A 24,198-nucleotide genomic window follows, 5' to 3' on the forward strand; every position below is an offset into this window, starting at 1 on the left:
GAGGGCGATGGAAGTGCGAGTGGCAGCGCTCTTCGAACAGGCGCGCAGCGGCAGGGGTGACCTAAAAGCCTCCGTTGCGCAGTTGGATGCCTATGTCCGCAGGGTTCACGATTTACCTCAAGGACGATTGTCGCGTTGGGTGAGCTATTCGTATGTCTCTGAGCCAGTCCTGAATATTGGTAATTTGGAACGGCTGATCGCTAGGCTGTCCTACAGGAGTGGTTTTTGGTGGTCCTTGCGTGAGCGTGGAAGTTCGCTGAGTCAGGCATTGGCCGGGCATACCCAAACGGTCACGCAGCGGAGTGCAGAAATACAGAACATTGCGTCTCGGCTCGAGATGGCGAACGGTCATGCCGATAGATGGGAGGCGTTGTCTCGCGAAAAGGATCTGGCACTCAGTCCCAGGGATTTGACGCGTGTGGAAACAATGGTTGCGTACGTGGTCAGCCTTCGGAGGGAGGTCGAGGCCTTTGACATCCATCTCACTGAATACATGTCAGGTATCGAGGATTTTCGCGAGACTCACCGGCGTGAATTACAGCCCGACCTGGATAGGGTGATCAAAGCGCTCGATACGGTTGAGGTGCTCAAGTGCACGCTGAGAGTCGAGCCGTTTTGGACAAACTGTCGGAAAGCGACTTTTGAAGAAGAAGATCGCGAACAGCTTAGGGCTTTGTTTGGCGTGCGTGATCTACAGCTGGCTGGCGTGCATGGCAATATTGAAAAACTTCATACGGCTTGGCAAGCGATAGGCACGTATGTCGAAAGTGCACACAATCATTTGAGCAAAGTGAAGCGCCAGCGAGAGCTGGCGCTTTTCATGGTGTACTTCAAAATATTCTTGGGACAGTGGAAACAGGTTGCCGTGCACGCGCAGCGATTGCGTGAGGCTTTTGCCTGAAAACCAGAGGGGCCGTGGCCCCTCTGTTCAATCAAGCGAACAACACTTTCGCCACGTCGGCATAGCGCTTGGCGAAATGCACGGTCAGCCCTTCGCGCAGGTAGTCCGGTAGCTCTTCGAAGTCGCCACGGTTGGCCTCCGGCAGGATCAGCTCGAAGATTTTCTGTCGCCGTGCGGCGATGACCTTCTCACGGACGCCGCCGATCGGCAGCACCTGGCCGGTGAGGGTCAGCTCGCCGGTCATGGCCACGCCTTTCTTCGGCGCTTGGTCGCGGGCGAGCGACAGCAGGGCGCTGGCCATGGTGACGCCGGCGCTGGGGCCGTCCTTGGGCGTGGCACCTTCCGGTACGTGCAGGTGGATGAACGACTCGTTGAAGTAGTCGGGTGTGCCGCCGTACTGCTTGAGGTTCGAGCTGATGTAGCTGTAGGCGATTTCCGCAGACTCCTTCATCACATCCCCCAGCTGGCCCGTCAGCTTCAGGCCACGGTTCAGGGTATGGATTCGCGTGGCTTCGATCGGCAAGGTGGCGCCGCCCATGCTGGTCCAGGCAAGGCCAGTGATCACGCCCTTGCCGGCGAGCACCTGTTCGCTGCGGAACACCGGCATGCCGAGTGCGGCTTCCAGGTCCTTGGTACCGATCTTGAGCTTGGCGTCCGGCGTTTCCAGCAGCTTGACCACCGCTTTGCGCACCAGTTTGCCCAGCTGTTTTTCCAGCTGACGTACACCCGCCTCGCGTGCATAACCCTCGATCACCATGCGCAGCGCGCTGTCGCTGATGCTCAGGCTGGTCTTGGCGACGCCGGCCTTGGCCAGTTGCTTGGGCCACAGGTGACGCTTGGCGATCGCCAGTTTCTCTTCGGTGATGTAGCCGGAGAGGCGGATCACTTCCATACGGTCGAGCAGCGGGCCGGGGATCGAGTCCAGGGTGTTGGCGGTGCAGACGAACAGCACCTTGGACAGGTCCAGGCGCAGGTCCAGGTAATGGTCGAGGAAGTCGACGTTCTGCTCGGGGTCGAGGGTTTCGAGCAGGGCGGAGGCAGGGTCGCCCTGGTAGCTCTGGCCCATCTTGTCGATCTCATCGAGCATGATCACCGGGTTCATCACCTCCACGTCCTTCAGCGCTTGCACCAGCTTGCCGGGCTGGGCGCCGATGTAGGTGCGGCGGTGGCCCTTGATCTCCGCCTCGTCGCGCATGCCGCCGACGCTGAAGCGGAAGAACGGCCGGCCGAGGCTTTCGGCGATGGACTTGCCGATGCTGGTCTTGCCGACCCCTGGCGGGCCGACCAGCAGGACAATGGAGCCGCTGATTTCGCCTTTCCAGGCGCCCACGGCGAGGAACTCCAGGATACGGTCCTTGATGTCATCGAGCCCGGCGTGGTGTTGATCGAGCACCTTGCGCGCATGCGTAAGGTCGAGTTTGTCTTCACCGTACACGCCCCAGGGCAGTGCGGTGGCCCACTCCAGGTAGTTGCGGGTGACGGCGTATTCCGGCGAGCCGGTCTCTAGAATCGCCAGTTTGTTCATTTCCTCGTCGATGCGTTTTTTCGCCTGCTCCGGGAGGGTCTTGCCCTCCAGGCGCTGCTGGAACTGCTCCAGGTCGGCGCTGCGGTCGTCCTTGGTCAGGCCCAGCTCCTGCTGGATGACCTTGAGCTGTTCCTTGAGGAAGAACTCGCGCTGGTGCTCGCCGATCTGCCGGTTGACCTCGGCGGAGATCTCGTTCTGCAGCCTCGCGACTTCGACCTCCTTGCGCAGCATCGGCAGGACTTTCTCCATGCGCTTGAGCATCGGCACGCAGTCGAGCACTTCCTGCAGCTGGGCGCCGGTGGCCGAGGTCAGCGCTGCGGCGAAGTCGGTCAAGGGCGACGGGTCGTTGGGGCTGAAGCGGTTGAGGTAGTTCTTCAGCTCTTCGCTGTACAGCGGATTGAGCGGCAGCAGCTCCTTGATCGCATTGATCAGGGCCATGCCGTAGGCCTTCACCTCGTCGGTGGGCTCGGCGGGTTGGTGCGGGTAGTCCACTTCCACCAAGTAGGGCGGGCGATGGTGCTTGAGCCAAGTGCGGATACGCACCCGTGTCAGGCCCTGGGCGACGAACTGCAGCTTGCCGTTCTCGCGGCTGGCATGGTGAACCTTGACCAGGGTGCCGTACTGCGGGAGGGACGAGGTGTCGAAGTGGCGGTGGTCTTCTGGCGGTTCGTCCATGAAGAACAGGGCCAGGGCGTGATGCGGGGTCTTGGCGACCAGGTCCAGGGTTTCAGCCCAGGGCTCTTCATTGACGATCACCGGCAGGACCTGGGCCGGGAAGAACGGGCGATTGTGGATCGGGATCACGTAGACCTTGTCCGGCAGTTGCTGGCCGGGCAGGGCGAGGTGGTGGCCAGGGGTGGCCTTGGCGTGGAGGTGTTCGACTGTTTCGTGTTCGTCTGGATGGTCCGGTAGATCCTGCTGGTCGCTCATGGGGCACCTGCGTAAATGACTATGGTGCTTAGATGGGGCGGGGGGGGATGGGTTTCAAGCTTCAAGCTTTAAGCTTCAGGCCGCAAGAAAAAAGCGGGACCTCGCAGGCCCCGCTTTCTCTTGTTGCTTGTGGCTTGCCGCTTGAAGCTTAGTCGGCGAGCTTGTAGGCGATGATGTAGTCGCCCATTTTGGTGCCCAGCGAGCCGTGGCCGCCGGCGGTGACCAGCACGTACTGCTTGCCATCCTTGCCGGTGTAGCTCATCGGCGTGGCCTGGCCACCCGCTGGCAGGCGGGATTTCCACAGTTCCTTGCCATTGTGCACGTCGTAGGCGCGCAGGTACTGGTCCAGGGTGCCGCTGAGGAAGCCTACGCCACCTGCGGTGACGATCGAGCCACCCATGCTCGGTACGCCGACGGGCAGGCCGATCGGCACCGGGGTGCTGTCACGGGTGGTGCCGTTCTTGTGCTTCCAGATCACCTTGTTGGTGAACAGGTCGATCGCCGCGACGTAGCCCCAGGCCGGGGCCTGGCACGGTACGCCCAGAGGCGACATGAACGGGTGCATGATCACCGCATACGGCGCGCCGGTGTTCGGTTGTACGCCACTGGTCTCGCTCTCGCGCTTGCTGCCGGCGGCGACTTGCTCGCGTGGCACCATCTTCGAGACGAACGCCATGTAGTTCGGCGAGGTGAACAATACCTGGCGGACCGGGTCGACCGACACGCTTCCCCAGTTGAACACGCCGACGTTGCCTGGGTAGACCAGCGAGCCCTGCTCGGACGGCGGGGTGTACTGGCCTTCATAGCGTAGGCTGCGGAACTGGATGCGGCAGAGCATCTGGTCGAACGGCGTTGCGCCCCACATGGTCTTTTCGGTCAGTTCGGGGCCGAGCAGGTTGAGGTCGGAGCGGGCCTGGGTCGGTGCGGTGTGATCGCCTTTGACGGCGCCTTGCGGTACCGGGATCTCGCGGATCGGCACGATCGGCGTGCCATCGCGACGGTCGAGCACGTACAGGCTGCCTTGCTTGGTCGGCACGATGACCGCGGGCTTGATGCCATCGTCGGTCTTCAGGTGCACCAGGGTCGGCTGGCTGCCCACGTCCATGTCCCACAGGTCGTGGTGGGTGAACTGGTAGTTCCAGCGTACCTTGCCGGTGGCCAGGTCCAGGGCGACGATGCCAGCGCTGTACTTCTCGGCACCTGGGGTGCGGTCGGCGCCCCATTGGTCCGGGGTCTGGTTGCCCAGGGGCAGGTAGATCATCCCCAGGTCTTCATCGACGCTGGCGATCGACCACATGTTGGCCGAGTTGCGGCTGTAGGTCTGGCCGGCGGCCAGCGGCTTGGTGTCTTCGGGCTTGTTGCTGTCCCAGTTCCACACCAGGTGGCCGTCATGCACGTCATAGGCGCGGATCACGCCGGACGGCTCGTTGGTCGACTCGTTGTCGGTGACATGACCGCCGATGATCACCAGTTCATGGGTGATCGCCGCAGGTGAGGTGGAGTAGTAGCCGCCAGCGGTGAACGGGCCGAGGCCGGTGGTCAGGTCGATCACGCCCTGGTTGGCGAAGCCTTCGCAGACCTTGCCGTTGTCGGCGTTGATGGCGATCAGGCGGGCGTCGGCGGTCGGCAGGTAGAGGCGGCGTGGGCAGGTCTGGGCCACGACCTGGCCTGCGTCGGAGATCTTCGGTGCCGGCTTGCCGTCGCGGCTGACGTAGCGGTTTTCGTCATAGTAGGAAACGCCGCGGCAGGTCATGTGGGCAAAGCCCTTGAGCGAGCCGGTCGGGCTCTTGATCTGCGGGTCGAAGCGCCAGATTTCGGCACCGGTGTCCGGGTCCAGGGCCAGCAGCTTGCTGTGGGCGGTGCAGGCATAGAGCATGCCGTTGACCTTCAGCGGGGTGTTCTGGTTGGTCAGTTCCACCGGGTCGTCATCGGTCGGCAGATCACCGGTGCGGATGCGCCAGGCTTCTTCCAGACGGTAGGCGTTCTGCGGGGTGATCTGGCGCAACGGCGAGTAGCGGTCGCCGTGCTCGGTGCGGCCGTAGGCCTGCCATTCGCCATCCGGCATGTCGGGCGCGGCGCTGCCCATCTCGCTGTTGTCGCGATTGAGGGTGCCGAATGTCTCGCCGGGATGGGTGAACTGGCTGCCCAGGGCACTGGCGCCAGAGGCGACCACCGCGATGCCGAGCAGCGCGGTGTTGATCTTCGACGACGGGCCGACCAGCGGGCGACGTGCCCACGGCAGCAGCAGGACGACGCCGATGGCGAACCAGATCGCCAGGCGTGGCACCAGTTGCCACCAGTCCAGGCCGACTTCCCACAGTGCCCAGATGGTGCTGCCCAGCAGCACCAGGCCATACAGGCCCAGGGCGATGCGACGCATGGCCAGCAGGAGGATGCCGGACAAGGCAAAGCCAATGCCGGCGATCAGGTAGTACAGGGATCCTCCCAACTGGCTCAGCTTGATGCCGCCGGCCAGCAGGGCCAGGCCCATCAGCAACAGCAGCACGCCCAGAAGGCGCGGTAGCCAGCGGGTTCCATTCTTGGCACCGTCAGTGCTCATCGTATGTTCTCCGTAGGTCGAAGGGGTGGGTTAGAAACTGCTCTGGATCTTCAGGCCGCCGATCAGGGCGGCGTCGACCTGCGACACACCGCCCGGATGGCGGATGTACTGCAGGTTGGGGCGTACGGTGAGCCAATCGGCCAGGTGGATGCCGTAGTAGAGCTCGGCGCTGTACTCGGTGTCCTGGACGGGCAGGTAGCCAGGGTTGTCGTAGTCGTCCAGGCCGGCGGCCTGGTTGATGAGGCGGGCGTTCTTGCGGTAGCCGGGGTTGACGTGCACGCGGGCGAGGGCGAAACCGATGTCGTCCTTGGCGCGGGCATCGAAGGGCCCTTTGTACACCACACCTGCCTGAACATAGTTGTCGATGGCATTGGTCTTCTTGTCGTGCATCGTGGCATTGGCGAACAGGCTCAAGCCGCGGGAGTGGTCCGAGGCCAGCGACGTCACCTGCTGCTGGGCACCGAGCCAGAAACCGTGTTTGCTCGAGCTGCTGCGGTAGGCCTGGCCGCTCAGCGCGGCCGCCTGGCCATTGCTGTCCTTCAGAACATCTTGTGCCTTGGCATTACTGTAGTAGTAGCCAACGCGATATTCCCCTTCCAAGCCATTGACTCGTGGGCTCCACACCAGTTCGATCGGCATGACGGCGCCCTGGGTGCCGCTGCCGCTGAGCTTGAAGCCGTTGCCACTATCAAGGTTCGAGGGGTTCTGTTCGAAGACGCCGACCTGGGCGTACAGCGTGTCGTTGAGGTTGTAGCGCACGCGCAGGGCCCATTGGCTGACCGGCCAGTTGTACCAAATGCCACCGGCCCAGTTGCCCACCTGGGAGCCGCAGAAGGCCAGGTTCTGGAAGTCGCAAGGGAAGCTGTTGAAGTCCTCGCCTTCGCCGAAGCGGCCGAATTTCACGTCCAGGGCGCCATCGAAGTACTTCTGCTTGATCCACATCTGAGTGAGTCGCCAGGTCTGGCCACGGCCCCAGACTTCCTGGGCCGAGGTAAAGCCGCCCACGCGCGGGTCGTTGATCCGGTCGTTGCTGATGTTCTGGCCATGGCGCTCGGTGATCGCCAGCTTGAATTCGGCATCGTGCCAGCCAAGGATTTTGTCCAGGTCGAGGTGGCTGGCGAAGGTGAACTGGTCGCTATAGCGCGCAGTGCGGTCGTGGTCATAGCCACCGTGCAGGTTGCTGCCCATCTCGCCGGTGTAGCCGAAAGTGAAGTCGTAGCCTTTTTCCAATAGCTCGGTGCGGGTGCCGCCCCAGTCACCGAGCATCCAGGGGGAGTCACTGGCGAACAATTCATGGGCTGCACTGGTGGACGAAAGCCCGCCCAGGACAGTGGCAAGGGCGAAACTGGAAAAACGGATGTGCGGCAGTTGGAGCATGAGATAGCGCTATCTTTTGATTATTGAAAAAACGGCAAACGCATCGAAGGGTAGGCCCTTCGATGGAGATGGCTGCAAGGTTCATGGGTGAAGCGTTTCAGCGTTCGGCGTGGAGGATATAGAGGAAGTTGTAAGAAAAAAAGACAAAATGTCGCAGCGGATTGTTGCTCAGCGAGTAATAGTTGGGGCGGCTGGGCAGCCTTTTGCAGGCTTCACCAGCCCCGCGCCACCGAGGGAACTGGCTTGCCCTGGCACCGGACCATCGCGATTGGGCCCGTGGTGCCGCCAAAATGCTTAGAACGAGGTGCGCAATCCCACCTGTACGCTACGCCCAGGCGCTGGCGCGATGTCCCGCAGGATGGAACTGGCATAGCGCACGGTCTGATCGGTCAGGTTTTCCCCGCGAACAAAAGCCAGCCACTCGCTCTGACCGATCTCGAAGCGGTAGCCCAGGCTGGCGCCGAGGGTGGTATAGCCGTCGGTTCGGGTCTCGTTGGCGGGTTTGCGGTGCTGCGAGGCCGCATGCTGCACGTCGACCCGCGCTTGCCAGCGGTCCCGTTCCCACAGCAACCCGCTGTTCAGGCGCAGGGGGGCGATACGGGGCAGGGGCTCGCCACTGTCGAGGTTCTTGGCGCGGGTGTAGTCGCCGGACAGCTCCAGGGCGAAGCGGCCATAACGGTTTTCGAGCAACTGCCAGCGATCCTGCGCCTCGATGCCATAGAAGCGGGCGTGTACCCCCTGGTACAGGTATTCGGGCAACTCGCCGTGGTCATGATCGTGATCGTGATCGTGATCGTGGTCATGCTCATCATGATCGTGATCGTGGCCCTCGCGCAGGTTGCCGGTGCCGATCAGGCCGATGTAGTTGTGAAAGTGGCTGTAGAACACGCCCACGCTGCCTTTGTGGGTGCCATTGTCGAAACGCAGGGCCAAGTCGGCGGAGGTGGCTTTCTCCTTGTTCAGGCTCGGGTCACCCACTTCGAAGGCGCCGGTGGCCACATGCGCGCCGTTGGCGTACAGCTCGTAGAAGGTCGGGGCGCGTTCGGTGTAGGCGAGGTTCGCAGCCAGCGACCAGATCGGGTCGAGTTGGTACACCGCACCGGACGATAGACTCGAGGCGGTGAAGCTGTTCGAGCTGTCAGCACTGGCGAAGGTGGCGTTGCCCTTGGCGTCCGGGTCGATGCGGGTGTGTTCCAGGCGTGCGCCGAGGCTCAGGTTCAGGCGTTCGCTGGCCTGCCACTGCTCGAGCAGGAACAGCGCGAGGCTGTCGGTGTCGGTGTGCGGGACGAAGGCTTCCTCGCCCAAAGCGGAGAATTCGTTGCGGCTGACTTGCGCGCCCAGCACCCCTTCGACCGGCCCCAGCGGCTGGTGGCGCGCTTCGAGTCGCGCCTCGTAGCCTGTGTTCTTGAACGTGGTGTGGACTTCGCCGCTTTCGATCTCGCGATGCTGGTAATCGGTGTAGCCCGCGTCGATCTTGACCGAGCTGAACAGGCCTTCTAGGTCGCGTAGCTCGCTGGCAAAGCCATAGTGATCCTGCTGCATGTCCAGACGGACCCCGGGCTCTGCGACTGAGCCGTAGTTGCTGTCATAGCGGCTGTACGAAAGGCCGGTGTAGCCGTGGTCCCAGTGGTAGGCGCCGCCGATGGCACCGCCGTCCTGGCGCCCGTCGCTGTTTTCCAGACGATGACGGCTGCCTGGCTCGTCGCTGTCGCGCACGTTCGAGCTGCGGGCATAGCCGGGGATGCGCAGGTCGTTGAACTGGCGGCTGTTGGCGTCCAGATGCAAGGCGAAAGCGCCATTGCCGGCTTCCAGTTTGCCGGCGCTGCTGCGGGTGGTGTCGGCGCCGCCATAGCGCAGCTCGCCTGCGCCATGTATGCCCTCGATGGGGGCGTCGGGGATGCGGTTGTCGAACGTGTTGACCACACCGCCGATGGCGTTGCCACCATAGAGCAGGGCGGCCGGGCCGCGGACGATTTCGATGCGCTCGACATTGACCGGGTCCAGTGGCACGGCGTGGTCATAAGACAGCGACGAGGCGTCCAGTGCGCCCACGCCGTTGCGCAGTATGCGGATGCGGTCGCCGTCCAGGCCGCGAATCACCGGGCGACTGGCCCCGGGGCCGAACCAGGTGGAGGCGACGCCGGGCTGTTTGTTGAGGGTTTCACCGAGGCTGCCTTGTTGCTGTTGCAGGAGGTCGTCGCCTTGCAGCACGGTGCTGGGTGCGGCGAATTGGCGGTTGCCCAGGGGGTTGGCGGTGATGATCTGGGGTTCCAGTTCCACGGCCTGGCCGGGCATGGAGGCCAACCAGAGTGCGGCGGCGAGCGGGGAGAGACGCAGGGACATGTGACGCATGGGGTTGTGACGTTCCTTGGCAGATATCTTTGCTGTTACAATATAACATCACTATTGCAGCACAAGGATTCGCGTTTTGGCCAGTGCTTTGTGCAAATGGCAACTCGCAGTACCGAATCAGCGCCGCCTGTCACTACACTCGTGTAAGGTGCGCATCTTTACCCGCGGGAGCACAGGCATGAGCACGGCCCAACACAACGCGCTGCACGGCAAGACGCTGGAGCAGATCCTCACCGAGCTGGTGGCGCACTACCAATGGCAAGGCCTGGCCGAGCGCATCGACATTCGTTGCTTCAAGAGCAACCCGACCATCAAGTCGAGCCTGACCTTCCTGCGCAAGACGCCCTGGGCGCGGGAGAAGGTTGAGCAGCTCTACGTGAAACTCCAGCGGGCGGGCTGATGCCGCGTCGTCCCTGGCTGACCTTCGCCGCCTGCCTCGGCTGGACGGGCCTGGCGATACAGGTCTACCTGGTGCTGTGGGCCCGCTGGCAGGAGCAGGCCAGCCTGATCGGCGGTTTGGTGAATGTGTTTGGCTATTTCACGGTCCTGACCAATACCTTGGTCGCCACTGTGCTCAGCTATGCGTCGTTTGGTCGGGCGTCGGGCGCGCGGCGGTTCTTTCTGTCGCCGGTGGTCGGCTCCGGCATCACCGCCAGTATCGTACTGGTGGCGTTGGCCTATAGCGTACTGCTGCGCCATCTGTGGCAACCCCAGGGCTGGCAATGGCTGGCGGACGAGTTGCTGCACGATGTGATGCCGGTGTTGTGCGTGTTGTATTGGTGGCGCGTGGTGCCCAAGGGCAGCTTGCGACTCTGGCATCTGGCGATGTGGAGCCTGTACCCAGCGGTGTATTTCGCCTATGCCTTGTGGCGGGGTCGAGAGATCGGTGTGTATGCCTATCCCTTCATCGATGTCGCGAGCCTGGGCTACGGGCAAGTGCTGCTCAATGCCTTGGGGGTGCTGGTGGGGTTCTGGGTGATCGGGCTGGTGTTGATCGGGGTGGATCGCTGGCGGGGACGTCGGTTGGCGCAGGCCTGTTGAGGCCGTGGCGGCCCGTTGGCGGGTACACCCGTTCCCACAGGTACAGCAGTGTTCTCGATAGCACCGGAGAACCTGCGGAACCGGGTTTACCCGTGAAGAGGACGCTACAGCGCAAGCCAGTTGACCTTGCAACGCATGAGCTGCAAAACATCACTCGTCATCGGCACTGCCATCTTGGCGCCAGTAGGCCGCGGCTTTCAGCGCATCGTCCTTCACACCTTTGTTCAGTAGCAATGCCTTGGCTTGGCGGGTCAGGGTCTTTTCCAGTGCAACCCAGGCGTACAGCGCTCCGGGGGGCAGCGCCAATTGTTCGAGCATCGCCAGCAGGTCGTCCTGGTGGCGACGTACCCAGATCACCTCGACGTGCGCCTTGCTCGGCAATGGCTGTTGTTCCTGCTCGTCCTCGATCTGGATAAGCGCCAGCACCTGGCGGCCAGCCGGTAACTCGTCGAGACGTCGGCCGATGGCGGGAATCGCGGTCTCGTCACCGATCAGCAGGTAGCTGTCGAAGATATCCGGTACCACCATCGAGGCACGCGGGCCGGCGATGTCCAAGGTCTGGCCCGCTGCGGCCTGCGCCGCCCAGGTGGACGCCGGGCCATCGCCGTGCAGAACGAAATCGATATCCAGTTCATTGGCGACCAGATCGATGCGCCGGGGCGTGTACTCGCGCATGGTCGGGCGAGCACCGCCGTCGCGGCCAAGATTGCGGGCGTCGATGGCCTGTTGCTCTTCGGGTGTCTGGGCGAACAGCAGCTTGATGTGGTCGTCGCTGCCGACGCTGGTAAAGCCTTGCAGTTCCACGCCGCCCAACGTGATGCGGCGCATGCGCGGGGTCAGGTCGGTGACGCGCAGCACCTGCAGGCGGCGTTGGCGGATCTCGTGGTTGACGCGATGAATGGTGTCGCTCATGGGGCGTTCTCCGTAACAGCCTCGGTGGGGCCTGAGGCGATGGCCTTGGCGGTGTCGTTGAGCAGGGTGCGTACCCGCTCGATCTCATCGGGCGACCAGCGACCGCTGTGCATGTGCAGGGCGTGGCGCAGGTTGCCGACCGCTTCGTGGATTTCTGGCGGGCGATCGTGCCCACGCAGGGCACGTTTGCTGACTTCGATACGCATGCGCACGCCATCGAGCGCCACGGCTTGCTCGGCCAGGGCATCACGCCCCGCTTCGGTGATAGCGTAGAGCCGCTTGCTGCCCTGGACCTGGCCTGTGATCAGCTCGGCCTCTTCGAGGAAGTTCAGGGTGGGATAAATGACGCCCGGACTTGGGGTGTAGCTGCCGTCGAACAGGCTTTCGATCTGGCGGATCAGGTCATAGCCATGACCGGGCTGCTCGGCCAGCATCGACAACATCAGTAGTTTCAGATCGCCTGGGGCGAAGACCCGAGGGCCACGCTCGCCCCGGGCAGGACGGCGTTCGAAGGGATCGTGGGGGGAATGGTCGCGCATGGAGAGTCGGCTCCGTGTGTTTAGATATATCTCAAGATATTACTCAAGATATATCTAAACACAAGCGCTAAAATACGGATGATTCTTATCTTTATTTTCGATGGGTCGAGCGGTAAGGCCTGCCCCGCGTGTTACGGCGTATGCATTGCCACTTCCGGTGCCTTGCACTCGGTGGCACTGCCAGGCTCCAGGTACGGCATGAGGATCGGTGCCATCCCCTTGAGCACCTGCACCGGCAACGCCGAGGTGAAGGTAAACGCCTCGGCCGACCGTCCCGGAACGAACGCGGTCAGGGTGCCGAAGTGGTTCTCGCCCAGGAAGAACACGAACGTGGCGGTCCGGTTGAGCGAGCGCGAGCCGATCAGGCGGCCGCCCGCGCCGAAGCTTTCGATACGGTTGTCGCCGGTACCGGTCTTGCCGCCCATCACCAGCGAGGTGCCGTCATGCAGCTTGAAGCTGCCGGAGATACGCCGCGCGGTACCGGCATCCACCACCTGCGACATCGCGCCCTTCAGGGCCCTGGCCACTTCCACCGGCAGGATCCGCTGGCCACGGTCCGGGTCGCTGATCAGCTTGGTTTCGTAAGGGGTGTTGGCGGCAAAGTGCAAGGTGTCGATGCGCAGGGTCGGCAGGCGCACGCCGTCGTTCTGGATGATCCCGACCAGCTCGGAGAGCGCCGCCGGGCGATCGCCGGAACTGCCGATGGCGGTGGCCAGCGACGGCACCAGGTGATCGAACGGGTAGCCCACGCGCTTCCAGCGCTGATGGATATCCAGGAAGGCTTCGATCTCGACCATGGTGCGGATGCGGCTGTCGCGTGCACCCTGGTGGCGGCTCTTGAACAGCCAGCTGTAGACCTCCTGGCGCTCGAAGCGGCTGGCGTTGACCATCTCGGTGAGCGAGGCGCCAGGGTTCTTCAACAGATAGCCCAGCAACCACAGGTCCAACGGGTGGACCTTGGCGATGTAGCCTTGGTCAGGCAGGTCGTACTTGCCGGGCCCATAGGCCTCGTACATCTCCGACAGGCGTCCGTCGGTGAGCTTGGCCAGGGCCTTCTTGTCGTTGACGCTGTGGGCGCGCACGAAGGCGTTGAAGGTTTCCTGCCCGGCTTCCGGGAACAGGTAGCGGTGCACCGCGGCCAGGCGCTGCGGGGTGACGCGCATGCTGTCGAGGAACGTATCCAGACGCTGCTGGGAGGTCTTGCGCTGGTACTTCTTCCAGAACCGCATCAGGTAGTTGGTGCCTTCCTTGTCGGCAAAACGTGCCAGGTATTCCTGACGGCGCGGGTCGGAATCGTCCTTGAGCAGCGGCTCGCGATTGAACGGCTGTTGGTAGGTGACATAACGCACCAGGTCGCGCATCAGGCGGATGAACGGTAGGTTGATCGACTCGCGCAGGGCGATCTTGAGGGTCGGGTTGCGGCTGTTGTCTTCCTTGCGGAAGTTGTTGAACACGTGCATGCCGCCGCCGGTGAAGAAGGCCTCGCCGGTGTTGGCCGAGTACTTGCGCTCCAGGGCCGCGTCGAGCATGGCATCCAGACTCTGGTTCTTGGGGTTCTGCATCAGCCATTCCAGTGACCACTGGGTGATGCGATCGAGCTCGGCCACCGGGACTTTCTTGAGCTCCGCGGCAGGCTTGCCCGCGTACTTGTCGTGCAGTTCGGCGATGATTTCCAGGTAGGTGGTCAGCACCCGCAACTTGGCCGTGGAGCCCAGCTCCAGCTTGCTGCCTTCGTTGATGTCGAAAGGCTGGTCGGTGCTGTCGGTCTGTACCCGCACCCGCGAGCCGTCGGCGGTGCGCTCGAACAAGGTGAAGCTGTAGCGCACCTGGTCGGTGGTCTTGGTCGTGAGCAGGCGCTCGCCGATCAGCCCCATCTGCGCGGCAAACTCGGGGTCGGAGAGGTTCTTCAGGTACTGGCTGACCTGCATCTGCAAGTCGGCCTGCAAGGTGCTGGTGGCCGAAACGTCGAGGCGGTCGAGGTCATATAGAGGCCGGTTGAGCATGGCTGCGAGGCGGTTGCGGGCCAGGCTGATGCCTTTGTTGGTGATGATCGGCACGATGGTCGGCTGGGCCACCCAGTCGCGGTACACCGCCTTGCTGGCCAGGGCGGCATCGGCCAGGGGGCGGTCGATCACGTCGTTGGCGGCAAGCACGCGGATGTGCGCGTCGGTGAGCTCAGCCAGTTCTACCCGGCCCTTGGACAGGTAATGGGACGGCCGGCGCTGGGCGATCATCAGCGACAGCACCTGGCGCAGGGCCAGGCCGCGGGCGGCGAGTGACTCAGGATCGGTGGTGGTGGCGGCCAACGCCTGGTTGACCTGGTCGAAGTCAGCGCCGTACCAGACCCGCAGCCCTTCGGCCATGCCGTGCACCTCGCCGTGGCCCGGCACCGCCGACAGCGGCACGCTGTTGAGGTAGTCGCGCACGATGCGTTCGCGCGCCACCGTGGTGTCCGGCCCGCCCTGGTAGGCCCGCACGCTGGCAGAAATCATCTGGCGGATCTTCTCGGCCCCGGAGACGGTCAGGCCATCGGGGGAGTGGCGGTACTTCTCCAACTGCGTCGCCAAGGTACTGCCGCCAGCCGACTGGCCGGGCAGGGCGAGGTACTTGGCCACCTGGCTGTAGGCGGCCTTGGCGAAGCGTGGCCAGTCCACGGCCGGGTTGTTGCGTGGGTCCTGCGGGTCGAGCAGGTCGCGGTTTTCGATAAACAGCAGGCTGTTGACGATGATCGGTGGAATCGAGGCGAAATCCGGGTACAGGTGCTGTGGGTAGTTGTAGTGGTACAGGTCTTGGCCGCGGCAGTCGGTAATCGACAAGCCGGCCTGGATCTTCTCCACATAAGGGACGAACAGGCCATGCTCAACGTAGTTCATCAACGCGGGCGAGAACTGCACCTGCTGGCTGATCAGGTAGTCGCGCTTGAGCAGTCGGGGTAGGAATTCGCCCAGGGCGCTGTAGCCCAGGCGCTTGTCGAAGGGGCCGTCACCCGGGTAGATGATCGCGTCGCTCGGGCCAGGTTGCAGGGAGTAGGTGAGGGTGCTGGCCAGGCGGCTGAATTCCCTGGATTGCAGCTTGGAGGTGCGCATTTCGTCGTAGGCGGCAAAGCCGATGACGATGATCCCCAGCAGCACGATGAGCAGGATCAGCCGCCACCATAGCCGACGCTGGCGGGGAGTCTTTGGCAGTGGCGCTTCAGCCGGAGATGTTTCGGGTGCTTCCGTTCTGGTTGGTTCCGATTGCCACAGTGCGCCCATAGTCTTCAATCCGGCCAGGTACTTTTCGTCTTGCTTGTCTGAAGCTTAGACGTTAGGCGGGGTTGGTGAAAAAATTGTAAGAAGCCTCGCAATCTTGGGTGGGAATATCCGCCTTTGGTGCAGCTTCCATTCTTCGGCAATGTTGTTATGGTAGCCGCCCCATTCTCCTCGAGAGGGCGCGCGAGGATTTTCTCTCTTCCGCGAAAGGGATTTTGGCCGAGAATTCTCTCCAAATTTCCTTGTTTATATAGTGAAAAGCCCTACAGGCGGATTCCTATACTGCTCGACCCCTTCGTCTGCCGAATTTCGGCGGACAGGCGGGCCCACAAGGCTCGCTTGGCAAGACGACGCCACGCCCATCGGCATGGCCGGCGCTGCACGGAGGTCATATCCAATAACAAAATGAGGTTGTATTGCTATGCCAGTCGGCAACCACCCTGCCCATGGTGAGACCGCCCAGGGCGGCCCACTCAAGCGCGAGCTGGGCGAACGGCACATCCGTCTGATGGCGCTGGGCGCCTGTATCGGTGTCGGCCTGTTCCTCGGTTCGGCCAAGGCCATCGAAATGGCCGGTCCCGCGATCATGCTCTCCTACATCATCGGTGGCCTGGCCATCCTGGTGATCATGCGCGCCCTCGGCGAAATGGCCGTTCACAACCCTGTCGCCGGCTCCTTCAGCCGCTATGCCCAGGATTACCTCGGCCCACTGGCGGGCTTTTTGACCGGCTGGAACTACTGGTTCCTGTGGCTGGTGACCTGCGTGGCGGAAATCACCGCCGTGGCCATCTACATGGGCATCTGGTTCCCTGACGTACCTCGCTGGATCTGGGCCCTGGCGGCGCTGGGCAGCATGGGGGCAATCAACCTGATCGCGGTCAAGGCGTTTGGCGAGTTCGAATTCTGGTTCGCCCTGATCAAGATCGTCACGATCATTGCCATGGTCCTGGGCGGCATCGGCATCATCGCCTTCGGCTTCGGCAATGACGGCGTGGCAGTGGGCATCTCCAACCTGTGGAGCAACGGCGGCTTCATGCCCAACGGCGTGACCGGTGTGCTGATGTCGCTGCAGATGGTGATGTTCGCCTACCTGGGCGTCGAGATGATCGGCCTGACCGCCGGTGAAGCGCGCAACCCGCAGAAGACCATTCCCCAGGCCATCGGCTCGGTGTTCTGGCGCATCCTGCTGTTCTATGTGGGCGCGCTGTTCGTGATCCTGTCGATCTACCCGTGGAACGAAATCGGCAGCCAGGGCAGTCCGTTCGTGATGACCTTCGAGCGTCTGGGCATCAAGACCGCCGCCGGCATCATCAACTTCGTGGTGATCACCGCCGCGCTGTCGTCCTGTAACGGCGGCATCTTCAGCACTGGGCGCATGCTCTACAGCCTGGCGCAGAATGGCCAGGCGCCGGCGGCCTTCGCCCGCACCTCCAACAGCGGCGTGCCTCGCAACGCCTTGCTGCTGTCGATCGGTGCGCTGCTGCTGGGTGTGCTGGCCAATTACCTGGTGCCTGAGAAGGTCTTCGTCTGGGTGACTTCGATCGCCACCTTCGGCGCGATCTGGACCTGGGTGATGATCCTGCTGGCCCAGCTCAAGTTCCGCGCTGGCCTCTCCACCGCCGAGCGCCAGGGCCTTAAGTACCGCATGTGGCTGTGGCCGCTGAGCTCCTACCTGGCCTTGGCCTTCCTGGTGCTGGTGGTCGGCCTGATGGCGTACTTCGAGGACACCCGCGTGGCTCTGTACATCGGCCCGGCGTTCCTGGTGCTGCTGACGGTGCTGTACTACGCGTTCCGCCTGGCGCCGAAAGAGACGCAAGGCGCGGCCAGTACCGCCTCCTGACGAACGAAGCCCCGGCCTGCGCCGGGGCTTTGTTTTTTGGGTTCTTGTTCTGCCCGTCAATGGTTTGTGGAACCGACCGCTGGCTGGCGCCGCTGGCTGCGAAGCAGGCCTTCTGCCAATACCATCAGGCTCACGCCCAGCAGCGCCAGATCCTTGATCAGAAAGCTACCGGCGCGATTGAGCCAGGGGAAACCACCAGAGGCGGTCTCCCAGATTGGCACGGCAAGCATGATCGACAGTGTCGTGGCGAAGGTGAGCGCGCAAAGCCCTCCACCGGCAATGGCAGCTTTGGTCGACCATCGGCTGGCCAGGACCAGCACAGCGGCCAATATCTCCACCACCCCCAGCAAGTAGGATGTCCCCACCTCGCCAAACACGGCATACAACCAGCTCAGCCAAGGTGTCTGGCTGATGAGCGGTTTGAGGGCTTGTACTTCGAGCGATGTGAATTTGAGCAGGCCGATCATCAACATCGGCATGACAACGCCCAGCACGGCGATCTGCCTGGCGAGCGCCAGTAGACGCTGAGGCCTGGACGCCGAGCAGGTTTCTGGAAAGTGTGGATTGTTGATCGACGACATGATGTGCACTCCTGAATGAGAGGCATCGAGCATGTCGGCCATTGATTAACGACCATTTAATGGATGAGTAGGAGGCGACTTGGCGCGTTGTAGGACATCGCTCTAAATTACCCGATGTGCCCGGCCCGGCGCCGGCACATCGAGTGGGAGGTTTGTTTCAGGCGGCGACCTCGGTATGCGGTTCGAAACTGTCCGCCCGGGCCATCTGCCACATGCGCGAATAGAACTGCCCATTCACCTCGCCGGTGAGCAACTCGCCTGGTTTGAGGAACACATGCATCTGCGAGAACAGCTTGATCTCGGTGGCGGATATACGCCGTACCAGGTGCTTGGCCTCCAGTTGCGCCGGATGCTCCAGGCCCGCCGCAGCCAGCATCTCGGCCAGGGCGCGCAGGGTATTGTGGTGGAAGTTCAGCACCCGCTGGGCCTTGTCTGGAACCACCAGGGCGCGCTGGCGCAGGGCGTCCTGGGTAGCCACCCCGGTCGGGCACTTGTTGGTGTGGCAGCTTTGGGACTGGATGCAACCGATGGCGAACATGAAACCGCGCGCCGCGTTGGCCCAATCGGCGCCGATGGCCAGTACGCTGGCGATGTCGAACGCGCTGACGATCTTGCCGCTGGCGCCGAGCTTGATCTTGTCGCGCAGGTTCAGCCCGACCAAGGTGTTGTGCACGAACAGCAAGCCTTCGCGCAGCGGCACGCCAATGTGGTCGGTGAACTCCACGGGCGCTGCGCCAGTGCCGCCTTCCTTGCCATCGACGACGATGAAGTCCGGCAGGATGCCGGTCTCGAGCATGGCCTTGGCGATGCCCATGAACTCCCAGGGGTGACCCAGGCAGAACTTGAAGCCCACCGGTTTGCCGCCGGACAGCTCACGCAGGCGGGCAATGAACTGCATCATCTCGATGGGCGTTGAGAAGGCGCTGTGACGTGACGGCGAGATGCAGTCCTCGCCCATCAGCACGCCACGGGTCGCAGCGATTTCCTCGGTGACCTTGTGCTTGGGCAGGATACCGCCATGGCCGGGCTTGGCGCCCTGGCTCATCTTGATCTCGATCATGCGCACCTGCGGGTTGCGCGCCTGCTCGGCGAAGCGCTCGGGGTCGAAGCGTCCGTCCGGGGTGCGGCAACCGAAATAGCCCGAGCCCAGTTCCCAGACCAGGTCGCCGCCATTCTCGCGGTGGTAGGGGCTGATGCTGCCTTCGCCGGTGTCGTGGGCGAAATTGCCCAGCTTGGCACCCTGGTTCAGGGCTCGGATCGCATTGGCGCTGAGTGAGCCGAAGCTCATGGCCGAGATATTGAAGATGGACGCCGAGTACGGCTGGCTGCACTGCGGGCCACCGACCACCACGCGAAAGCTCGACGGGTCCGCCAAGGGCGCCGGGCGCATCGAATGGCCGATGAATTCGAAGCCCGACTCATAGACGTCGATCAGCGTGCCGAAGGGTTTGTCCGACGCTTCGTTCTTGGCCCGGGCATAGACCAGCGAACGCTGGGCCCGGGAGAAGGGCAGGGCATCGCTGTCGGCTTCGAGCAGGTACTGGCGAATCTCTGGGCGAATGGCCTCGACCAGGTAACGAATGTTGCCGAGGATCGGGTAGTTGCGCCGCACCGCATGGCGTTGCTGCAGCAGGTCGAACAGGCCGATCAGCGTGAGCACGCCGGTGGTCAGGGTGAACGGCCACAGCCATTCATGGTGCAGGAAGGGCAGGCTGGCCAGGGTGAACAGCACACAGGCGGCGAAGAAGGCATAGCGACTGAGAAGTGACAGGCTCATACAGGGTCCTTGCGATGGCTCGGTCAGGCTCAGGGGCCTGGGTCAAACCCCGACCATAGCCCCATTGCGTGGCGTATTGCCAGTCGATGGCCCGCTGTACACATGAAAGATTGGTCATGCGCAAGGGCGGCTGTCCTTCAGTGGCAAGCATTTTTGTGGGTAAACCCCACACAGGATTCACCGCAGGCCAGGTGGGAACGGGCTTATCCGCGAACGGACGCGAAGCGGCCTCAGGGCCTGTCGCGCAATAACTGCTGTCGCCAGGCTTGCTGCTCCGTCGCCGGCGCTTCCAGCAGGAACTCGTATCGTCCCGCCACGCGGGTCGCGACCGGCACACCATCGCGATACAGCAACCGATTGCCGCCGACCGCGGCCACCTTGTTCCCTGGCAGCAAGGTCCCCAGCAGGTTGAGCGGGTCGCAGGCGCTAACCATCACCAGTTCGCCGTGTGACGTACGCTTTCGTACCTGACGCAGCAATCCGACCGCCTCGGGGAGGGCGAATTGCTCGCCGGCCAGCCCTGCGATGAAGCGCCCACCACGTATCTCGCCGCGTGCTTCCAAGCGGTGATAGCAACGCAACAACTCACGCCAGGGCGGCAGGGCGTCGCTTTCGCGCTCCAGCAAACGCCAGCAGATCACCCCATATCGGCGCAGCAGCGTCCGTGCGATGTGTTCCAGCCGCTGCTCGTGGTCTGGCGCGGTACTGCTTCGGCGCAGCAGCGCCCAGCGCCCGGCGTGGGCCATGCTGCTGGAGAGTGGCGGATGGCCCCGGCGGCTGTTGCGCGAGGTGCGCTTGTTGGCGGGCGTGATCAGGCTGCGCAGGCCGGTGAAGCTGTCGGCGCCGACCAGCCCTGCGCCCACCAATTGCTGCAGGGCTGTTTCGAGTTCGCTGGGCAGCAGATGCGCCTCGTGGGCCAGCTCGTCGAAGAACAATGCACCCTGGGTCTGCAGGGTTTCGTACACGCGCTGCGCCCTGGGCGCCAGCTCATCGGGCGCCGGGGCCGCGGCGAGGCTGCGCCAGAGACTCAGATGCTCCCGAGGCAACAGCACCAGTGGCGTGCTCGACAATGTGCTGCCTGAAACCGTGGTCGCCAGCCGGCTCCAGGCCCACTGCCCGCTGCGGCAGGCATCGTCGAGCCAATGTGGGCTGTAGTCCTTGATGCGGGCAGGCAGCAGCTCCGCTTCCCAGGCGCCGGCTGCACTCGGGAACCCTTGTAACTGATCGAGCACCAAGGCCACCGCCTGCGGGCCTTGCACGCGCTCGCTGGTCGCCAAGTGTTGCCAGTCGAACAGAAAACGCATGAAGTCCTGCAGGGTGACCGGCTCGATCTCCCGGCGCAGGCGCTTGACCGTGTAGCGATGGATACGCGCCAGCAGATGCCGCTCGCACCATTGCTGGGTGTGCTGGCCTGGGCTGAAATGCCCGCGTAGCACGTAGCCTTCGACTTCCAGGCGGGCGAGGGCCTGTTCGATAGCGCTGCTGGGTAGGCCCAGGGGCGCGGCGATCTGCGCCACGGTCAACGGGCCGAAACCGCTCAGACGCGAGCGCAGCAGTTCGGTCAGCGCGGTGTCTGGCTCGACAGGATGGTCGAAGCCTGGCAGCAGTGCGAACTCAGGCGCCAGGCGGCCTTGCGGATAACACGCCAGCAACAGGTTCTGGCGTTCGCGTGCAAGCCACAGGCTGTGCTCGCCGGTGTGCAACTGACAGGCGCGACCTGTATCGGCCAATTGCCCGAGCAGGCCAGCCCAGGGCGCATTGGCCTGTACCTCGGCCTGGCTGATGGCGCCCAGGCTCATCAAGGCTTCGTGCATCTCGTCGGCACTGCCCGGCTGCGGCCAGGCTTCGGCCTGCACGGCGGTGATGGCGTCGACGTCCAGCGCGCCCAGATCGTCGCTGCTGTGGACTTCATTCCAGCGGCGGTTGAGCACCGCCTGGGTACGGCGCTCCTCCAGGGGCGCGTCGTCCAGGAAGGTATAGGGCCGCGCATTGAGGATGGCCGAGGCCAATGGAGACGGGGCCGGGAGATCGCGGGCGAGCAGTCGGATCTGGCCGTTTTCCATGCGTCGCAGCATGGCCAGCCAGCCCTCGCTGTCCATGGCTTCATGCAGGCAGTCGTCGAGGGTCTGCTCCACCAGCGGGTGGTCGGGGATCTGCCGTTCGCCCGAGATGTTTTCGAGGCAGGCGATCTGGTCGGGGAACACGGCGGCGATCAGGTCTTCGCTTTTCATCCGCTGGATCTGTGGCGCCACCTTTCGCCCCCCGATGTAACGCGGCAAGGCCAGCGCCACGCCGGCATTCCAGCGCCAGCGCACGCCGAACAGTGGCGCGTCGAGCAAGGCCTGGACCAGGATCGGCTGCGCGCTGGTGCTGGACAGATAGCGCCAGACGTCGTCCAGCGCGAAGCTGTGGCTGGTGGACAGCGACAGCACGATGGCGTCCTCGCTGGCCGCAGCTTGCAGTTCGAAATTGAACGTACGGCAGAAGCGTTTGCGCAGGGCCAAGCCCCACGCCCGGTTGATGCGGCTGCCGTAGGGCGAATGGATGATCAACTGGGTGCCGCCGGACTCGTCGAAAAAGCGCTCCATCACCAGCGTCTGTTGCGAGGGCAGGGCACCGAACACTTGCCAGGTGCGCCCCAGGTAGTCGAGCAGTTGGCTGGCGCTGTCCTCGTCCAGCGCGAAGGCCTCCTGGAGCCAGGCCAGCACCGGGGCGAAGTCGCCGGCGCTGGCCTGCAAACGCTCATCGATGCGCGCCTGCAGGCGGGCCACGGCGGCGGACAGCTCATCGCTGCGCCCGGGCGCTTCACCGAGCCAGAATGGAATGGTCGGCGGCAGGCCGTGGGCGTCTTCGACCCGCACCCGGCCTGGCTCGACCCGCAAGATGCGATAGGAGGCGTTGCCCAGCTGGAAGATGTCGCCAGCGATGCTCTCCACCGCGAAGTCTTCGTTGACGCTGCCGATGTTCAGCGACTGGGGTTCGAGCAACACGGCGTAGTCGGCGGTGTCCGGAATGGTCCCACCACTGGTCAGTGCGGTCAGCTGACTGCCCCGGCGCCCGCGTAAGGTGGCGCTGACCGCGTCGCGATGCAGATAGGCGCTGCGTATGCCCTGGCGACCGTTGTAGCCCTCGGCGAGCATGCGCAGCAATGCCTGGTAATGATGCTGATCCAGGGCGCTGTAGGGCGTAGCCTGGCGCAGACAGTCGTACAGCGCCTGTTCCGGCCAGGGCTGGTTGGCCACTTCGGCGACGATCTGCTGGGCCAAGACGTCAAGCGGCGCCGTGGGGATGTGCAATTCGTCGAGTTCACCGTGGCGTATGCAGTCGAGCAAGGCCACGCATTCGATCAGGTCATCTCGCGAGGTCGGGAACAGCCGCCCCTTGGGCACCCCCTTCACCTGGTGTCCGGAACGCCCGACCCGTTGCAGGAAGGCCGAAATCGAGCCGGGCGAGGCGATCTGGCACACCAGCTCCACCTCGCCAATGTCGATGCCCAGCTCCAACGAGGCGGTGGCCACCAGCACTTGCAGCTCGCCCGCCTTCAGGCGCTGTTCGGCGGCCAGACGGTACTCCTTGGCCAGGCTGCCGTGGTGCGCGGCCACGGCGTCCTGGCCCAGGCGCTCGCCCAGGTGGCGGGTCAGCCGTTCGGCCAGGCGCCGGGTATTGACGAACACCAGCGTGGTGCGGTGTTCGCGGGCGAGGGTGGCGATGCGGTCGTAAACCAGACTCCACACATCGGTGGCCATCACCGCCCCCAGCGGTATGGGCGGGACCTCGATGGCCAAGTCGCGGCGGCGGGCATGGCCGACGTCGACGATGGCGCACGGGCGCTGGTGACCGACCAGAAACTGCGCCACGCGTTCCACGGGACGCTGGGTCGCGGACAGGCCGATGCGGCGCAAGGGGCGTGCGCACAGCGCTTGCAGGCGCTCCAAGGTCAAGGCCAGGTGACAGCCGCGCTTGTTGCCTGCCAAGGCATGAATCTCGTCGACGATGACCGTGTGCACAGTGGCCAGGCCCTCGCGGCCAGAGGCCGAGCCCAGCAGCACGTAGAGCGATTCGGGGGTGGTCACCAGAATGTGCGGCGCCTGCTTGCGCATGGCTGCACGTTCCTTTTGCGGTGTATCGCCGGTGCGCACTTGGGTGGTGATGCGCGGCGCCGGCAGGCCTTGGGCTTGGAGCGCCTGACTGATGCCTGCCAGGGGCATTTCGAGGTTGAGACGGATGTCGTTGGACAGCGCCTTGAGCGGCGATACATAGACCACCTGGGTCTGCGCGGGCAGTTCACCGCCTTGTGCCAGGCCTTGGCAAAACAGCTCATCGAGCACGGCAAGGAATGCGCTCAAGGTCTTGCCCGAACCGGTAGGGGCGGCGAGCAGCATCGATTGGCCACCGTGGATCAGTGGCCAAGCCCGGGCCTGGGCGTCGGTCACGGTGGCGAAATGTTGCCGGAACCAGGTGCCGATGGCGGGGTGGAACAGGTCGAGCACCGGGTGGTGCTGGGCAGGGAGGTTCATGTGTTGTTTATGGAGGGCGAGACGGACATTGGCAAGAGGCCGTTCGTCATGAACTTTGCGTCCAACCTTTCGCGGGTAAACCCACTCCCACAGGT

Annotated in this window: 14 protein-coding genes; 4 read left to right on the forward strand and 10 right to left on the reverse strand. The window is 63.7% G+C overall.

Annotated features, from left to right (window positions below):
• Positions 1-19: 19 nt before the first annotated feature.
• Complete coding sequence (locus ACNFCH_RS01435; protein ID WP_416742123.1) at positions 20-901, forward strand: hypothetical protein; 882 nt, start codon at positions 20-22, stop codon at positions 899-901.
• 31 nt (positions 902-932) lie between these two features.
• Here the strand turns inward: ACNFCH_RS01435 and lon are convergent, their stop codons facing one another.
• From lon to ACNFCH_RS01455, 4 genes are all read right to left on the reverse strand, one after another.
• Positions 933-3,356, reverse strand: coding sequence for an endopeptidase La (gene lon / locus ACNFCH_RS01440; protein ID WP_337157782.1), 2,424 nt, complete (start codon positions 3,354-3,356; stop codon positions 933-935).
• Between the two features lie 148 nt (positions 3,357-3,504).
• Positions 3,505-5,916, reverse strand: coding sequence for a glucose/quinate/shikimate family membrane-bound PQQ-dependent dehydrogenase (locus ACNFCH_RS01445; RefSeq protein ID WP_337157781.1), 2,412 nt, complete (start codon positions 5,914-5,916; stop codon positions 3,505-3,507).
• 30 nt (positions 5,917-5,946) lie between these two features.
• Positions 5,947-7,293, reverse strand: coding sequence for a carbohydrate porin (locus tag ACNFCH_RS01450; RefSeq protein ID WP_337157780.1), 1,347 nt, complete (start codon positions 7,291-7,293; stop codon positions 5,947-5,949).
• 294 nt (positions 7,294-7,587) lie between these two features.
• The gene (locus tag ACNFCH_RS01455; protein WP_416742124.1) at positions 7,588-9,645 is read right to left on the reverse strand and encodes a TonB-dependent receptor; all 2,058 of its coding nucleotides are present in this window, start codon (positions 9,643-9,645) and stop codon (positions 7,588-7,590) included.
• A 178-nt stretch (positions 9,646-9,823) separates the two neighbouring features.
• On the opposite strand from ACNFCH_RS01455, the gene ACNFCH_RS01460 reads away from it, so the two are divergent.
• Together ACNFCH_RS01460 and ACNFCH_RS01465 are read left to right on the forward strand one after the other, a co-directional pair.
• Complete coding sequence (locus ACNFCH_RS01460) at positions 9,824-10,045, forward strand: VF530 family DNA-binding protein (RefSeq protein WP_043206489.1); 222 nt, start codon at positions 9,824-9,826, stop codon at positions 10,043-10,045.
• Positions 10,045-10,686 carry a Pr6Pr family membrane protein gene (locus ACNFCH_RS01465; RefSeq protein WP_416742125.1) on the forward strand — a complete coding sequence of 214 codons (642 nt, stop codon included), beginning with the start codon at positions 10,045-10,047 and terminating at the stop codon, positions 10,684-10,686. The genes ACNFCH_RS01460 and ACNFCH_RS01465 overlap by 1 nt, the downstream gene beginning before the upstream one ends.
• A gap of 150 nt (positions 10,687-10,836) precedes the next feature.
• Here ACNFCH_RS01465 and ACNFCH_RS01470 read toward each other — a convergent pair whose 3' ends face one another.
• The 3 genes from ACNFCH_RS01470 to ACNFCH_RS01480 form a co-directional block, all read right to left on the reverse strand.
• Positions 10,837-11,598 carry a siderophore-interacting protein gene (locus ACNFCH_RS01470; protein ID WP_337157777.1) on the reverse strand — a complete coding sequence of 254 codons (762 nt, stop codon included), beginning with the start codon at positions 11,596-11,598 and terminating at the stop codon, positions 10,837-10,839.
• Positions 11,595-12,137 carry a PadR family transcriptional regulator gene (locus tag ACNFCH_RS01475; protein WP_337157776.1) on the reverse strand — a complete coding sequence of 181 codons (543 nt, stop codon included), beginning with the start codon at positions 12,135-12,137 and terminating at the stop codon, positions 11,595-11,597. The genes ACNFCH_RS01470 and ACNFCH_RS01475 overlap by 4 nt, the downstream gene beginning before the upstream one ends.
• A gap of 131 nt (positions 12,138-12,268) precedes the next feature.
• Complete coding sequence (locus ACNFCH_RS01480) at positions 12,269-15,391, reverse strand: transglycosylase domain-containing protein (RefSeq protein ID WP_416742126.1); 3,123 nt, start codon at positions 15,389-15,391, stop codon at positions 12,269-12,271.
• Between the two features lie 418 nt (positions 15,392-15,809).
• Between ACNFCH_RS01480 and ACNFCH_RS01485 the strand changes: the two genes are divergently transcribed.
• Complete coding sequence (locus ACNFCH_RS01485) at positions 15,810-17,228, forward strand: amino acid permease (protein WP_196164675.1); 1,419 nt, start codon at positions 15,810-15,812, stop codon at positions 17,226-17,228.
• A gap of 56 nt (positions 17,229-17,284) precedes the next feature.
• Here the strand turns inward: ACNFCH_RS01485 and ACNFCH_RS01490 are convergent, their stop codons facing one another.
• The 3 genes from ACNFCH_RS01490 to ACNFCH_RS01500 form a co-directional block, all read right to left on the reverse strand.
• The gene (locus tag ACNFCH_RS01490; RefSeq protein ID WP_416742127.1) at positions 17,285-17,851 is read right to left on the reverse strand and encodes a YkgB family protein; all 567 of its coding nucleotides are present in this window, start codon (positions 17,849-17,851) and stop codon (positions 17,285-17,287) included.
• Between the two features lie 115 nt (positions 17,852-17,966).
• Positions 17,967-19,586 (reverse strand): FMN-binding glutamate synthase family protein, encoded by a 1,620-nt coding sequence (locus ACNFCH_RS01495; protein WP_337157773.1) that lies wholly within the window; start codon positions 19,584-19,586, stop codon positions 17,967-17,969.
• A gap of 230 nt (positions 19,587-19,816) precedes the next feature.
• Positions 19,817-24,103 (reverse strand): DEAD/DEAH box helicase, encoded by a 4,287-nt coding sequence (locus ACNFCH_RS01500; protein ID WP_416742128.1) that lies wholly within the window; start codon positions 24,101-24,103, stop codon positions 19,817-19,819.
• Between the last annotated feature and the right edge of the window lie 95 nt (positions 24,104-24,198).

Source organism: Pseudomonas sp. NY15354, assembly GCF_048068075.1.
GTDB lineage: Bacteria > Pseudomonadota > Gammaproteobacteria > Pseudomonadales > Pseudomonadaceae > Aquipseudomonas > Aquipseudomonas guariconensis_C.